Here is a 14,876-nt window from a genome sequence, read left to right as displayed (position 1 = left end):
CACCCGTACCCATCCCGAACACGGAAGTTAAGCTCGTCAGCGTTGTGCGTAGTACTGGAGTGAGCGATCCTCTGGGAGTTGCGCATCGCCGCCCACTATTCATATTCATACTTGTTCCACTTAGAGAGCGACAGCTGTGTCGTTCTCGTATATTTAACCCACGCAGAGAGCCATCTGTGTCCCATCGTACGTGAGACCGCTACGCTTAAACGGTTCACCGAAGTACGATCAGTCGCGCCAAGGTGGCAGAGTCCGGCCGAACGCGGCGGCCTGCAGAGCCGCATATCGCCGGTTCAAATCCGGCCCTTGGCTTTTATTGGGTTATTCTAACGCCAAGACAACTGTATCTCCAGTTCCAGAACTCTTCTTCGCGCCAGACTCGGTCGACGTATTCGCATCGTACCACCGTCTAACTCGATCGCCCGTCGGATGTGTGGGTTTTTCTCTTTGCCGGCCGAACGAGGCTCAATGAGCTCCCTCGAGTTTGATATCGTCTCCGAGGAGGCGATTCGATCGGGCCGTGCCACGGATGCGTACTTCGATCGAACCGAAACGGTCCTCGAACACGCCAGCAAAAACCCCCACGTGGTCGCCGAAGTCACCGCAGACCAGTTCCCTGACGGCGACTACGAGCTACTGTGTGGACTCGGTGACGCGATCGCGCTGTTCGAGGGGCGAAACGTCGATGTCGAGGCGATCCCCGAAGGGCGGCTCTTCGACGGAGGACCGGTTATGCGGATCAGCGGCCCGTATCTGGAGTTCGCACGGTACGAAACCGCACTGTTGGGATTCCTCTCACATGCATCGGGGATCGCTACCGCGGCACTGACCGTCCGACAGGCGGCCCCCGAGTCGACCGTGCTGTCGTTTGGCGCAAGACACGTGCATCCGTCGATGGCGGCGATCGTTGAGCGAAGTGCACTCGTGGCCGGCCTCGACGGGTTTTCACACGTCGCTGCGGGTGAGTTACTAGGTCGTGAGGCGGGTGGCACGATGCCACACGCGTTGCTGTTGGCGTTCGGTCGGGGCAACCAGGAGCTCGCCTGGCAGGCCTTCGACGAGGCAGTCGAGGCGGACGTTCCGCGGATCGCGCTGTGTGATACGTTTTCAGACGAGACAGACGAAGCACACCGGGCTGCCCGGACGCTCGGCGATCGCCTCGATGGGGTTCGACTCGATACGACCGGCTCACGGCGAGGAGATTTCAAACATATCGTCCGGGAGGTCCGCTGGGAGCTTGACGCCGCCGGCTACGAGGATGTCGAGATCTTCGTCAGTGGCGGCCTCAGGCCAGACGATCTTCGATCGCTCGCGGAATTTGTCGATGGCTTCGGCGTCGGCAGCGCGATCTCGAATGCCGATCCTGTCGACTTCGCGCTCGATATCGTCGAAATAGACAGCGAGGCGATCGCCAAGCGCGGCAAGCTCTCGGGCGTCAAATCAGTGTACCGAACGACAGATGGCGGCCACTATATCGGCCATGCCGATCAGCCAGGCCCAACGGATGCTGAAGAACTCCTTGTCCCAGTACTTGCGGACGGGACGGTTGTCAACGAGACCGCCTTCGATCTCGATGCGGCGGCAGACAGAGCCGCAGCCGACGCGTCGCTGACCGGATTTGGCGCATCAGATGGAACTGTGTAGTCGTTGGAAGCCGATCAATCAGATCGACTCGATACTGCCGTGATCGAGGCGCTCGCGGAATACCTTTCCTTCGAAGAGGGTGACCATGGTCTCGTCGTCTTGCCACGCAAGCGGCGAGAGCCCGGCCTTTCGGCACGCGCGAGAGAGGAACTTCTCTTTGCTCCAGCCGTGTTCGACCGGCAGCGTCGGGTACATTGAGGTGTATGTCTCGCCCGTGTCGATTGTCACCCCATGGGTGCCCAGTTCGAGATCGTCGACTGGATTGTCGGTCAAGACGGTGTTACAGACGACACACACTGAAATAAGCAGGTCATCCAGCTCGTTTGTGGTGACTTCACTGCCAGCGGAATCGCCGGATGCTGCCTGGATCGCGGCTTCGACGATCGCGTGTCCCAGCTGGTCAGATTCATGGATTGACCCCGCACAGCCCCGTAGCCGGCCGCGACCACGTCGGGACTGCAGTCGGACAAACGCGCCGGTGCGGGTGTAAAACGTCTCGCGCATGCTGCCAGGATGTTCGCGCTGCCCGTGGCGGACATACGACTCGACGGCCTCTCGCGCAAGTTCGACAGCGCGGACACCATCGTCGTAGGATAGCTCGACCGACTGAGCACGTGACATATACACCTAAAAGACCCGGTTCAACTTCAACGCTTTCCTTTTGCGTGAGGGATCATGAGGGATTCAGCGCCCTTGACGCGGCTCGAAAAAGGAGCTACCGCAGTCTTGTCGTCGGACCGAATCGCTTATTCGCCCAGCACGGCTACATCAGCCGGCAGAGAGAGCCCGACTCCCGTGGCTTCGGCCATGAGGAAAGTCCCCCCACCGTTCGGACAGGTGACCGGGCACAAGCCCGGAGTCGGAGACGGCTGGCACTGGAACAGAAACGAGACCCCTCGGCCCGATCGATGAGGCGTGCGAACCGACCTGTAAAGGAAGGAAGCTAACCCGCCGAGAGATTGTGACCTCGCGGTCACGGGGACGGTCGAGAACGGATGGAACGGCGAATCCTCACCGGTGCAAGTCCGCGCCAGGGGGGCCGATCGGCTCCGGTCGGTTGGCTCCTCGAGGTAGTCCGAACACGGCGACGGACGCTCAGCGGAATGTCGGGTCGAAACAGAAGGGGGCTTACTCCTCTCAGCCGCATTCACTCGTCGAGCCGCTGCGCTGTCGATCGTGGCTACGACAAACACGGTGGTACGTGAACGGACGCGCTTTTATCTGCGGCGCGAGTAGATCCATGAAATGATTTTTGAGACCCTTCCGACGACACCGCGATCGGCGGAGCTCATCGACAAGGCGTTCTCGCGGGCTGCTCGCGCCGGCCGGGCGAAAGGCGGCCTCGAGGCCCAACAGTCGATGCTCACGATCGCGGTCAATATCCTCTCAGACAACCTCCAGAATGTGGTTACCGCGTGGCCCGACTTCAGCACCGTTGACCCGTTCTACTACGAACTTGCGGACGCGATCGTCGACGTCGACGCGGTTCGACAGAGCCTTTCTGAAGTCCAGTGGGCCAGCAGACAGATCCGCTCGATCGGCGAGGAGTACGCCCCGAAGCTCAGAAAGACTGACCCGGACCTCGCCAGGAAACACCGCAAGCAGGCGTTCGCGCGTATGGCCGACATCGTCGAGGAGATTGAGGACGACCTCCTGTTGCTTGGGGAGGCCAGAGACGAGCTGAAGGGCTTGCCTGACATCCGCCCCGACGAGCCGGCGATCGTCGTTGCTGGCTACCCGAACGTCGGCAAATCCTCGTTCGTCAACGGGGTTACCCGTGCAACAAATGAGATCGCCGAGTACCCGTTTACCACAAAGGGGGTCCAGATCGGCCACTTCGAACGCGATCGCGTCCGGTATCAGATTATCGACACGCCGGGGCTGCTCGATCGTCCGGAGGCAGACAGAAACGATATCGAAAAACAGGCAGTCAGCGCACTCGAACACCTCGCGGATGCGGTCGTATTCGTGGTCGATCCTTCGGGTGACTGCGGCTATCCGCTGTCGGTGCAACTAGAGCTTCGTGATGCCGTTGAGGCGCGCTTCGCCGATCGCAATGTGCCGGTATTAACAGTCGCAAACAAGGCCGATCGGTCTCGCGAGGTCGAGGCTGACGCGTACATGAGTGTCCTGAACGACGAGGGTGTCGACGCTGTCGTTGATCTTGCGGTCGAGGCAGTCGGCTTTACGCCAGACCTTCCGTCACGGGACAACTAAAACTGACCTCGATCGCGTTCACCCCGAGTGTTCGGTCCGCAGATACCGAACCTCTACCTGGACACTGTGGCCGGTTCGCTCGTGGATCCGCTCTGCAAATGCGTCTGCAAGTCCGGACTCCTCCTCGGGATCGCTCGATGCGACTGTGACGGTGACTGCCTTCGGCTTGCGGGGGTACGCTCCGTCCATCCGCTGAACGGACACCTCGACGGCAGCCGCGTCGCCATATGTTGGCTCGTCCAACTCGGCGTCGATTGCGCTGCGGATCTCTTGTTCGTCGACAGCGCCCGAGTAGGTGTCGTAGCTGACGCCGCCAAGCACCGCTGTTAACACAAGTACTCCGATCGCAAGCACGGCGATCCGCTTGAGCGTCGTCGATCGCGCCGACTCGGCGCGAAACCAGCCGACGGGTCGGTAGCCGCTGTACCACAACACGACGAGTGCCGCGAGGTTGATCGACAATACGTTCACTGAGACAAATATGAACGCGCCCACTGCGAGCGTCGTGAGCCCGTACGCGATTCCGATACCGACAGCTGCGGCCGGCGGAATCAACGCGACCGCGATCATAACGCCGACGAGCGCGGTCGAAACGCCCGTCGTCAGGCTGACAATACCGGCGATACCGGCTCCAAGTGCCACCGCTAATACGAGTACGTTCGGCGCGAGCCGCTCTTCGACTTGCGGGATCGAAAGGGGGTCAAGCCCCGGTGGAACGAGGTTGCCAAAGCGGAGTGCGGTCGCGAAGATCGCCGCACTCGCGATCGCGAGACCAACCCCGAGCAACTGTAGTTTGATTCCTCGACGAAACAGCTCCTCGTCGTCGACGACTGTCCCGACACTTGCGGCCATTGCCGGGCCGATGAGCGGCGCGATGACCATCGATCCGACGACGGTTGCCGCCGAATTCAACAACAGCCCGGCGGTCGCGATGACCGCGCTCACGACGGTCATGAGCACGTAGGTCGTATTGCTCGAGGTGAGCTTCTTAGCTTTTGTCTGCAGTTCCTCGCGAGCGATCGTCTCGTCGGATTCACCTTCCACAGCGTAGCGCTCTTCGAGGCGATCGAATCGCCGAGAAATCACCGTTTCGGTCTCGACGATCACCGTATATGTGTTCTCGTCGATGCCGATTTCTCGGAGCTCCTCGATCACCTCTTCGACTGCTCCAATGGGCAGCGGAAACGTCACGACCGCGGCGAACCCCCGGTTGCTCGACTCCGGTGTTACCACGTAGTCGATTTTCTCGTCTTCGAGGATGTCGAGAACAGCCTGTTTCTTTCCGGTCGGAACGAGTATTTCGACGAGGCGCACGGTCGGTTCTCACGGCTAACGAATAAAAAACTGCGGACGCCGCACCCCCGAACGGGTCTGCTGTGAGGCTTACTCGCTCGCACTCGGGCGGTATCGCCGGCTCACAATCTTCCACCGTCCCGTTTTGAACAGGCCGTAGTTTATCACGCCCGGAATGAACGATTCCAGTACGAGAGCGAAATAAATCCCCAGGATACCGAGTGGTGTGACCAATCCCGCGATCGCTGCGGGAATCGCGAAGACGTACCGGCCGACAAGGGAGGCGAGGAAGGGCAACCGCGTATCACCAGCTCCGACGAGCGCGCCAGACGCGGTACCGTCGAGTCCGAGTCCGACGGCGCTGATCGCCGAAACGACGACGAACGTCGTCGTCACGGCCAGTTCATCGGCGCCTGAGACGAACACCTGGGCGATCGGGGCCGCGAAAACGACGACGACGGCCGAAGCGAAGAGGTAGATGATCATCGAGAGGCTGATGATGTCTGAACCGTAGCCGCCGGCTTCTGTCTCCTTGCCGGCGCCGAGGTGTTGGCCAACGAGCGAGCTCGACGCCAACGACATTCCCCAGTTAATGCTGTTGATCATCGCTCGGACTCGCCGTGCAACCTCGAAGGCGGTTACAACAACTGGCCCGAAAGAGGCGGCGATCCAAAGCAGCGGGAACACGACCAGTCCCTGGGCCAACCGCCGACCGATCTCGGGCGCGGACACCTCGAGCAGTTGGCGAATGATTGCCGGCTCGACAAGCGGTGTCGATCGGGAAATTGGCACCGGACTCGGCTCCATCCCGAGCCTCCCGTAGGAGCGGCCGATCATCCCCCAGCCAAGGATGACCATCACCGCGGCAGTCGAAAGCGTCGTACCGAGGGCGGCACCGGCGACGCCCATTCCGAATCCGAAGATGAAAAGCGCGCTGAGAACGACGTTGAGGACTGCCCCACCGCTACGGGCGACCATCTCGGTAAACGTGTCGCCGACACCGGTGTACGTCCGGCTCGCAATGAGATTCAGCAGTTCGAAGAGGATTGCCGGCGTGATCAAAAGCAGATACACGGTGCCATGTCGAAGCGGCTCGGGATCCGCACCGAGGATGGCGATCAGCTCCTCGGCGAATACTGCGAAGCCAACCATAATCGGGAGCGACAATGCCACAGCGACCACGACGCTTTGTTTGACGACGAGCGATGCCCGATCGGCCCTGTCGCCGCCGTAATTTTGTGACACCAGGCTCACTGTCCCGCCGGCGAGACCCAACCCGAGCAGGACGACGATGCTCCAGTATCCGAGCGCGAACGCCAGTCCCGCAGTGCCGGCGGTCCCGACGGCGATGCCGACCATCGCGAGGTCAGCGGTCTGTTTGGACATGATCGCAAAGCCGGTGACCACGCGCGGCCACGCGAGGTCGACAGTCGGTCCCAGCCGGTCGGCCTGGATAATCCCGAGCCGATCGAGCGCTCGCGTGAGGGCGTCTGCCATTCTGCGCGCGGACGACATATCCTTCCTATCCTGTGCGGCGACTTCCATTTGGCGATTCAGGTGACCGAACGCAACACGTATCCGGCCGTCGCTGGTACGAACAGGTATGTTCGACCCTCGCCCCGATCGTAACGCTGAGATCGTTCTCCTCGGGCGCTCGAACGTCGGCAAGTCGACGATCATGCGCGAGCTTACCGGCCACCAATTTAATACCGGCAAGAAGCCGGGGGTCACCCGATCGCCCAACCACTACGACTGGGCTGGCAAGGATTTCATGTTCACCGACCTGCCGGGATTTGGCTTCATGTCTGGCGTCGAAGAAGCCGTCCGTGAGGAAATCAAGACCAACGTCGTTCGGTACCTCGAGGACAACGCCGAGCATATCCTCGCCGGTGTACTCGTCGTCGACGGGAAAAGCGTCATCGACATCATCGATCGCCACGAGAAACGCGGCGAGATCCCCCACGACGTCGAGCTGTTTGGCTTTCTCGAGGAGCTGCAGATTCCGGCGGTCGTCGCGGTCAACAAGATGGACAAAGTCGGCGACAAAGACGAGCGTCTCGACGACCTTTGTGATCGACTCGGGTTGTTCCCGCCGTGGCAGCAGTGGGCCGACGACACGATCGCGCCGATCATCGCAAAACGGGGGTCGATCGGCCCGCTCCGAGACGTTCTCGCCCATCACGTCCACGAGGCTAACCGGGACGATCTGCTGGGACTCGTCCGCGGGTAACCGCTCGATTTTGCTCGATCACACGACTCGGTTGTACCACGGCTCACCGCGTTCGAGCCGATCGACGTTCTCGCGAACAACCGCAGCGATATCCTCGTGATAGGTGTTTGTCATCGCCGCGACGTGTGGGGTGATGATCACGTTCTCGAAGTCCCAAAGCGGCGAGGTCTCTGCGAGCGGCTCAGTCTCGAAGACGTCGAGTCCGGCACCGGCGATCGCCTCGCGTTCAATCGCCGCAATGAGCGCCGATTCGTCGACGACCGGTCCCCGAGCGACGTTGATGAGGTATGCGTCCTCGCGCATTGCTTCGAAGACGGATCCATCGATCATCCCCTCGGTTTCATCGGTCAACGGGGTGGCGATCGCGACGAATCGGGCGTCCTCTACTGCTGACTCGAGCTGATCGGGCGTAAACACCGCTTCGACGCCCGGTGTCTCTGCACCTGAGCGTCGAACACCGACCACGTTCATTTTGAGCCCGTTTGCCCGCGCAGCGATTCCCTGCCCGAGCGTCCCGAGTCCAACGACGCAAATTGTCTCTCCAGCAAGTGTAAAGGGCACGTCTTTTGGCTCGCGTTCCCATGTCCGACGGGCTTGACGATCGCGATAGCGGTGCAGCCGACGGGCGAATGCGAGCAGGTAGCCAGTGACGGTCTCGCCGACAGACGTGCCGTGAATCCCCGTGCTGTTCGTGAGTATTACACCGTCGCGCTCGTAGGTGTCGATGTCGAACTCGTCGTATCCTGCGCGAATGCAATGGACCCAGCCGGCGTCGAGAAAATTCTCACCGGGACCGAATGCGACAACTGCGTCGGTTCGATCGAACAGCTCGCCGTCTTGCACCGTTTCGACGGTCACGGGAAGCTCCGAGAGTTCGGCTTGTAGGTTCTCTGGGTCGAAAACGATCGATACGGACTCGTGGATTGCAACCCGATCGAGTTCCATACTGACGGCTCTCATGGGGTGTTGTTCAATGATCCGATTTTCGCCGCGGTTGTCGAACGGTGGCTCGGTGGTGGTCCCTCATCAGACGGGGCTCAGTGGGGGTAACCCTCGTCACTGCCACCGCTTCACTCTCGGCGATCGATCGGTTTGAATCCACTCATTCGGCGAACCATCAACACCTGTGATATGAGTCCAAGTGCACTCACCCCTGTTGCCACGAGCGGTTCGCGCGGTGTTGTGCGGCGATCATCTGGATATCCTCGTCGCTGAGCAGGCCTGACTCAGTAATAACGCCCGTTACGTGTGTGGCCGGGGTTCGATCGAACGTCGGATTCGAGACCGCAATTGACTCCTCGCCGTCGTAAATGTCCGATACTGCGCCTTCGACGGGATAAAATTCCGCTTCGGGCGCAATCTTGTCCTGTGCGGCAACGACGTACCGCGGCACGTCTGCGGCCTCGGCGGCCAACAAGACAGCCAGCGTGCCGACCTTGTTCACGACGTCGCCGGTCGGCAACACGGTGTCTGCGCCGACGAGCACCGCCGAGACCGATCCGTCGTGCACGTGAACCGCAGCAGCCGCGTCGGTCGTCAGCGTCACGTCGAGCCCACTCCGAGCGAGCTGTTCGGCCGCCTGAACGCCCTCGCACGCAGGGCGGGACTCGGCGACGATCGCTCCCGCGCCGGAGCGAACGAGCGTCTCCAGAACTGTTCCCGACCGCGAGAGCGTCAGTACGGTGCCGTCGATCCGTTCTGCGGCCGCCTGTGCGGCCCGTGCGTCCGCGTCGGCGGCGGCGTCGATTGCCGCGATCGCCCGATCGTGGACTGCCGCTGGCGTCCGATCCGCCTCAGCCAGCACTCGATGGATACGGTTCGACACGACTGCCATACTTGGACGCGCTGCCACAAGCTGCCGTGCGGTTTCGGTGACGGTGTCGAACGCAGTGGCGGTCGCCGCGACGTCGCGCAACGCGCTGAGTGCACGGATTGACAGCTCTGCAGAGCCGTGTTCTTCGTCGGCGGCGATCGACTCTGGCGTTGGACCGACCGCCCGATACGCCGTCCACAATCCCGGCACTGTCGGGCGATCGAGCAGTTCGGTTGGTGAACACCACTCGGTCGCAGCCGCGCGCTCGACGGGGCCGATCGATCGCGTTGCCGTGTCGAACATGAACGGGTAGACGGTCCGCGGTTCCCCGTCGTCATCGTCAGCGGGCGTTTCGATTGATTCGCCGGCGTACGCCAGTTCGATAGCGTCCACGTCAACGCCGAGCGATCCCGTCAACACCGCCTGCACTGCCTCGAGCGGCCGCTGTCCATCGTCGACGGGTGCCTCGATACCGGTCCACGGGCCGTCGGCGTCTCCCGAGGGATACCGGACGAACAGCACGTCTCCACGGTTTCGGAGAAACGCGATCGCGATCGAGTCCATACCTCCTTCTTTCGCGTCCAGCTACACGGTTGTTTCGATAAAGTATCAAACTTCTTACAATATGTCTGGGTACCTCATGTCCGGATGTAGGTATCCGTGCGATTCCCTGCTCAACTGCAGTGGCAGGCGTGCTCCTCGAAGTTCCGTAACCGGATCCTTTCACCACCATCGGCGGCCTTTTGACGCGCGACACCGATCGATTTGTATGGAATTGTTCGCCGTCCCAGACCTCCCCGAAATCACTGCAGGCGACGACATTGCGGCGCTCGTCCGCGATCGTGTCGACCTCCAATCTGACGACGTGGTCTGTGTCGCGAGCACAATCGTCTCGAAGGCTGAGGGACGGACTGCGTCGCTCTCGGCGTTCCCGCCGGGACCGCGGGCACGAGAGATTGCGGCAACGCTGTCCTCGCGCCACGGTGAGGAGACGGACCCCCGGTTCATTCAGGCGGTCCTCGAAGAGAGCGTCGAACTGCTCATGGAGGACCCGTTTTTGCTCACCGAGACGCGCTTCGGTCACGTCGGCGTAAACGCAGGCATTGACCGATCGAACGTCGCCGACAGCGATTTGCTATTGCTTCCAAAGCGACCCACAGAAAGTGCCGAACGACTCCGCGCGGGCCTTGCGGCAGATCGCGTGATCATCACCGACACCTGTGGCCGGCCGTTCAGACACGGCCAGCGGGGTGTCGCGATCGGCTGGGCCGGAATGAACGCCAGCAGAGACTGGCGAGGCGAACGCGATCGCGACGGCCGCGAACTCGGTGTCACGGTGCAGAACGTGATCGACGAACTCGCCGCCGCGGCAAACCTCGTCGCCGGCGAGGGCGCCGGTGGGACGCCCGTCGTCGTCGTTCGCGACTTCGAGTTCGGCAATCTCGACGGCAGCAACGAACACTTCCGCGAAATTGAGGGCGACTATGTTCGCCAGGCCCTCCGTGAATGGACCTACGACGGCTGAGTCTCGACCGATAGCCACCACTGACACACACATGACACACTCACACGCACCAGTCGACGTTACGGACGTATCGCTCGGGCTCGAATTAACACCCGAACACCCTGTCGATCGACTCGCCGAACTCGGCGCAACCGCAGAGGCTGCCGGCTACGACGCCGTGTTTTCCTCGTCGCACTACAACAACCGCGATCCCTACGCGGCGCTGCACCGGATGGCGATCGAAACGGAGTCGATCGCGCTCGGCCCTGGCGTTGCAAACCCCTACGAAACCCATCCGGTGACACTCGCCTCGCGGGTCGCCACCCTGGATGAAGCCACCGGCGGCCGAGCGGTCTTCGGGATCGGTCCTGGCGATCCCTCGACGCTTGGAAACTTGGGATTGGCCGACCAACGCGGGCTCCGGCCGGTACTGGAGGCGTTCAAAACCGCCCAACAGCTCTGGGGCGGCGAACGAATCTCTCACGAGGGTACGTTCGACGCGACCGACGCTGGCTTGAACTACGAACCCCCAAGTGGGTCGTCGATCCCGGTCCTCGTCGGCGGTGAGGGGCCGCACATGTGCCGCATGGCCGGAAAGCACGCCGACGGGCTGTTGTTCAACGGCTCACACCCCGACGATCTCGCGTGGGCACGCGAACAGGTCGATCAGGGTCGCGCGGATCGCCCTGATCACCGTGGTCCATTTTCGTTGTACGCATACGCGAGCGTGAGCGTCGCGGACGATCCCGAGGCAGCTCGTTCGGCGGCCCGTCCCCCGGTTGCGTTTATCGCCGCCGGCGCTGCTCCACCCGTGCTCCAGCGACACAGCATCGACACCGATCGCGCTGCACAGATCGGCGATCAAATCGGCTTGGGCGCGTTCAGCGATGCGTTTGAGCTCGTCACCGATGAGATGATCGATGCGTTCGCAATGGTCGGCTCGACGGAGACTGTTGCCGACCGGATGGAGCGCGTGCTCGAACACGCCGACGGAATCGTCGTCGGATCGCCGATTGGTCCTGATCTCGACGACGCGATCGATCTTGCCGCGATGGCATTTTCGACTGCAGCCGAGTAGCTCGCTGTCTCGGTCCAATTACTCCTGCTCCCTCCGTCATCGAAGTGTTTCAAACAGCAGGTCTAATGCTGCCTGCCAACCGTCCTCGCTCGCTCGCGCATTCGCTGCAGGATCTCCACCGAGAGCGACTGGGACGCGTGGAAGCAGGTCAGGGCCGACCAGTGACGCGCCAAGCGGACGGTAGGGCACGCCGATCGCGTGGCCCGCGCTGGGATAGGTTCGGTGCTCGACTGACGGATCATCCGCAACACGCGCACAGAGCCGATCGCTCGGCCACAGTCGATCGTCGCCACCAGAGAGTAACAGTGTCCGTCCGGCCGTCTCGCCGACGTCGATTGTTGCCGCCTGTCTCTCCTCATCGGTTGCGTGTTCGAACGCTCGCTGGTACAACGGCCTGAGTCTGAACGGGCGGCGGGTGAGCACGGCTCGAACGAGCCGTGCTGGAAACCGAAGCGACGGAGATATCTGCAGCGATGGAAGGGCAGTTGTGCCATCGAGCCACGCGGGATTGGGATTCGAATAGCCGTCTGGAACGCCGTGGAACCGCACCGGGCTTCCGGCCCAGACGATCGTCGCCTTGATCGACGGATCTGTCGGCGCGAGCTGTGCGGCCAGCTCACCCCCACGGGACCACCCCATCACGCCGAGGCGGTCTCCAATCACTCCCGCTGTCGATCGAAATCGATCGATCGTCGATCGCACGTCGCGGAGGTCGATTCCTTCGAGCGTCGACGGCGTTCCGTCGACTCCGAAATACGCGAGTCGACAAACGGCGTAGCCTCGGGCCGCGAGCAGGCCGGCTGGAAGCTGCGGCGGTAGCCCACCCTCCGAGCCCCCGAACAAGATCACTCCTGGGGCTGGATCGTCCCCCCCAGGAAGCCACCGCTCACCGACCACGGGGTCTCCGATCGGCTCACGAGTGACGCCCTCGGCAGTCAGTCGTCGCTCTATCGTCTTCTCGTCGATCAATCCGCCGTCTGCCCCGCGTGCGGTTAGCGTCGCCGCAACGGATCGAACCAGCGCCTCGGGAGGGGCTTGCTGCTGTCGGTCGATCGGTTCCATCGCCCAGAAGGGTGCCATCGGCGTGGGCACGTGGCTCTCGAACTCGATCGGCGTTACCGTCGCGAGGTCGATCGTTCCCCGCTGATCACTCACGTACGTCAGCGCTGACTCGTACACTCCGTCCGGGAGCGGCATTCGCGTTCGCAGCGTCACTTCGCTGTTTGGCTGACAGCCAGTGATTGTGATCCCGATCGGCTCGTCGAACAGCGGGGCTGTGTCTGTGACCGTTATGCTCGGATTCGGGCTCGTACACCACCGCGTAACGCTCATTGTCGCCCTCCCGCTGTCTGTGGTTTGGTTTCAGTGTAATATGCGAACAGGTCGTGAAACGTCGGATCGATTGTCCGGCGACTCTCTGGCGCAGCGAGTAGCGGTTCGTCGTCCTCGGAAACGAATTGATAGCCGACGCCATCACGGTAAATCGTTCGTCCGCTCGCAACGTCTGCGCCCAGATTCCGATCGCCTGTCCGAACGAGTGTTGGCAACGCTGATCGAAGCGCCTCAGGAGGCCCGTCGGCGACGATTCCTGTCTCGTTCAACACGAGGAGTCGATCGGCACCAGTGAGGTCCTCGGCCGAGTGGGTTGTCAGTATAATTGTGTCACCGGACTCAGTACGTGATCGGATCTCCGTGAGGACCGTCTCGCGAGCGGTCGGATCCAGCGCCGCTGTTGGCTCGTCGAGCACCACGATCGGCGCGTCGATCGACAGCACGATCGACAGCGACAGCAACTGTTGCATCCCGCCTGAGTAGGTTCGGACGGGATCGTCCAATGCGGATTCCATCCCGAACGTCGTGACCAGCGTTTGCCACCGATCGGTCGCCCGCGGGTGCAGCGATCGGTAGAACTGAATCGTCTCGCGTCCTGTCAGCCCGGGCAGCGACAGGCCCGCCTGTGGCCCGAACACGACCGCATGCGGCGGTATCGCTGCGCCGTGTCTCGTGATCGATCCTGCATCAGGCACGAGTGCGCCTGCGAGACAGCTCACGAGGACGGTTTTCCCGACCCCGTTCGGCCCGGCGATCGCGGTTACTGTCCCAGGGTTGACAGATACTGAGAGGCCTTCGACGATCGGCTCTCCGCCGAGGGATTTGTGGATATCTTCGGCCACGATGGCGGGTTGGTGCTCACTCACCGACATCACCACAGTAGAGCCGTTGTTGTGCGAGGCCGATCGCCCCTGCAGTTGAACAGCCGACCACAACAAAGAGCCCACCCAGTCCGACGATGGGATCCGGCATCGCCGGCGGGGTCACCTGTGCGAGCGCTAAGCCGCTGCTGACGAGCGCGTCGAGTGCAAGCCGCGTTGCGAGCGCGTTCGGAACGAAGTTGAGCCACGGCCCAGCGATACTGCCTGGCAATAGCCACGGCTGCGTCCCATTGAACCCGGTCCCGAAGAAGGCGACCATGACGACAGAGAGGGTCAAGACAGTTGTCCGGGATCGGCCGTCCGTCACGAGGACGATTCCAGTCGCGATCGCCGCACAGATCGCACACAGCGTGGCGACAGATCCGAAAACAACTGCGATCGTCAGCGGCCACGGATATGCCGGCTCGATCGTCGCGCCATCGGCGAGACCGACAGTCAGAACCACGGTAAACGCAGCGAGCCCGAACACGATACTCCCGAGGAACCGTCCGCCGAGATCGGCGGCTGCGCCGAGTGGAAACGCCCGAAACGCACGATAGCGCTGTGAGTCGACATCCCGGGATAGCTCGCTTGCGAAGCCAACGAGCGAGACCGTCAGCGCGCCAAATACGCCAAACGTGACCGCCTGTGTGGTTTTGATCATCCCGAGTGCTTCTGCGGGCAGCTCCGCGGGCAGCTGCGGCAACACGAGCAGGTACATCGTGACGCCGTACCAGAGAATTGGCCACCCAAAGCTCCAAAACAGCGACGGGCGATCGCGCAGCGTCACCCGAATTGACCGCTCGGCGAACGCCGCGGCCTGTCGGACGGCGACCGCCCTCCCTAGACTCGATCGAAAACGCATACGCCGGGTGGTGCCGGCTTCGGACTTAAACAACCGCTTG

General features: G+C 62.1%; 13 protein-coding genes, 1 tRNA gene, 1 rRNA gene and 1 other RNA gene. 8 read left to right on the top strand and 8 right to left on the bottom strand.

The features are described 5' to 3' along the window. From rrf to E5K03_RS03385, 3 genes are all read left to right on the top strand, one after another. Positions 1–97 (top strand): 5S ribosomal RNA (rrf, locus tag E5K03_RS03395); the annotation flags it as partial. Between the two features lie 139 nt (positions 98–236). Continuing rightward, positions 237–312, top strand: a tRNA-Cys gene (locus E5K03_RS03390). A 156-nt stretch (positions 313–468) separates the two neighbouring features. Beyond that, positions 469–1,644, top strand: a complete 1,176-nt coding sequence (locus E5K03_RS03385) for a nicotinate phosphoribosyltransferase (protein ID WP_138004955.1) — start codon at positions 469–471, stop codon at positions 1,642–1,644. Positions 1,645–1,662: 18 nt separating this feature from the next. Here the strand turns inward: E5K03_RS03385 and E5K03_RS03380 are convergent, their stop codons facing one another. Then, the gene (locus E5K03_RS03380) at positions 1,663–2,265 is read right to left on the bottom strand and encodes a TIGR00296 family protein (protein WP_138004954.1); all 603 of its coding nucleotides are present in this window, start codon (positions 2,263–2,265) and stop codon (positions 1,663–1,665) included. A 153-nt stretch (positions 2,266–2,418) separates the two neighbouring features. Between E5K03_RS03380 and rnpB the strand changes: the two genes are divergently transcribed. After that, an RNA gene (rnpB, locus tag E5K03_RS03375) (RNase P RNA component) lies at positions 2,419–2,787 on the top strand. Between the two features lie 102 nt (positions 2,788–2,889). Then, the gene (locus E5K03_RS03370) at positions 2,890–3,861 is read left to right on the top strand and encodes an NOG1 family protein (RefSeq protein WP_138004953.1); all 972 of its coding nucleotides are present in this window, start codon (positions 2,890–2,892) and stop codon (positions 3,859–3,861) included. 18 nt (positions 3,862–3,879) lie between these two features. Here E5K03_RS03370 and E5K03_RS03365 read toward each other — a convergent pair whose 3' ends face one another. Both E5K03_RS03365 and E5K03_RS03360 read right to left on the bottom strand, forming a co-directional pair. Next, a complete protein-coding gene (locus E5K03_RS03365) occupies positions 3,880–5,175 on the bottom strand; it encodes a TIGR00341 family protein (protein ID WP_138004952.1) in 1,296 nt (431 codons plus the stop codon). A 69-nt stretch (positions 5,176–5,244) separates the two neighbouring features. Continuing rightward, on the bottom strand, positions 5,245–6,669 hold the full coding sequence (locus tag E5K03_RS03360; protein ID WP_138004951.1) for an MATE family efflux transporter: 1,425 nt from the start codon (positions 6,667–6,669) through the stop codon (positions 5,245–5,247). Between the two features lie 88 nt (positions 6,670–6,757). Here E5K03_RS03360 and engB point away from each other — a divergent pair, with 88 nt between their 5' ends. After that, the gene (gene engB / locus E5K03_RS03355) at positions 6,758–7,384 is read left to right on the top strand and encodes a GTP-binding protein EngB (RefSeq protein ID WP_138004950.1); all 627 of its coding nucleotides are present in this window, start codon (positions 6,758–6,760) and stop codon (positions 7,382–7,384) included. Between the two features lie 18 nt (positions 7,385–7,402). On the opposite strand, the gene ddh is transcribed toward engB, so the two are convergent. After that, positions 7,403–8,329, bottom strand: a complete 927-nt coding sequence (gene ddh / locus E5K03_RS03350) for a D-2-hydroxyacid dehydrogenase (protein WP_138004949.1) — start codon at positions 8,327–8,329, stop codon at positions 7,403–7,405. 202 nt (positions 8,330–8,531) lie between these two features. Continuing rightward, positions 8,532–9,761, bottom strand: coding sequence for a translation initiation factor 2 (locus E5K03_RS03345; RefSeq protein WP_138004948.1), 1,230 nt, complete (start codon positions 9,759–9,761; stop codon positions 8,532–8,534). A 205-nt stretch (positions 9,762–9,966) separates the two neighbouring features. Between E5K03_RS03345 and E5K03_RS03340 the strand changes: the two genes are divergently transcribed. Both E5K03_RS03340 and E5K03_RS03335 read left to right on the top strand, forming a co-directional pair. Next, positions 9,967–10,722 (top strand): coenzyme F420-0:L-glutamate ligase, encoded by a 756-nt coding sequence (locus E5K03_RS03340; RefSeq protein ID WP_138004947.1) that lies wholly within the window; start codon positions 9,967–9,969, stop codon positions 10,720–10,722. Between the two features lie 31 nt (positions 10,723–10,753). Continuing rightward, a complete protein-coding gene (locus E5K03_RS03335; protein ID WP_138004946.1) occupies positions 10,754–11,779 on the top strand; it encodes a 5,10-methylenetetrahydromethanopterin reductase in 1,026 nt (341 codons plus the stop codon). A gap of 36 nt (positions 11,780–11,815) precedes the next feature. Here the strand turns inward: E5K03_RS03335 and E5K03_RS03330 are convergent, their stop codons facing one another. From E5K03_RS03330 to E5K03_RS03320, 3 genes are read right to left on the bottom strand one after another with little or no spacing between them, the layout of a single operon-like run. Next, positions 11,816–13,111 (bottom strand): acyl-CoA thioesterase/bile acid-CoA:amino acid N-acyltransferase family protein, encoded by a 1,296-nt coding sequence (locus tag E5K03_RS03330; RefSeq protein ID WP_138004945.1) that lies wholly within the window; start codon positions 13,109–13,111, stop codon positions 11,816–11,818. Continuing rightward, entirely contained in the window at positions 13,108–13,977 is an 870-nt protein-coding gene (locus E5K03_RS03325; RefSeq protein WP_171006582.1) for an ABC transporter ATP-binding protein, read from the bottom strand. Before E5K03_RS03325 ends, E5K03_RS03330 begins: the two co-directional genes overlap by 4 nt. Further along, entirely contained in the window at positions 13,970–14,836 is an 867-nt protein-coding gene (locus E5K03_RS03320; protein ID WP_138004943.1) for a hypothetical protein, read from the bottom strand. Before E5K03_RS03320 ends, E5K03_RS03325 begins: the two co-directional genes overlap by 8 nt. Positions 14,837–14,876: the final 40 nt, after the last annotated feature.

The sequence above is a fragment of the Halalkalirubrum salinum genome, from assembly GCF_005543295.1.
Classification (GTDB): domain Archaea; phylum Halobacteriota; class Halobacteria; order Halobacteriales; family Haloferacaceae; genus Halalkalirubrum; species Halalkalirubrum salinum.
Note: the sequence above shows the minus strand (reverse complement) of the source record. Positions and strands in the feature narration are given on the sequence as shown.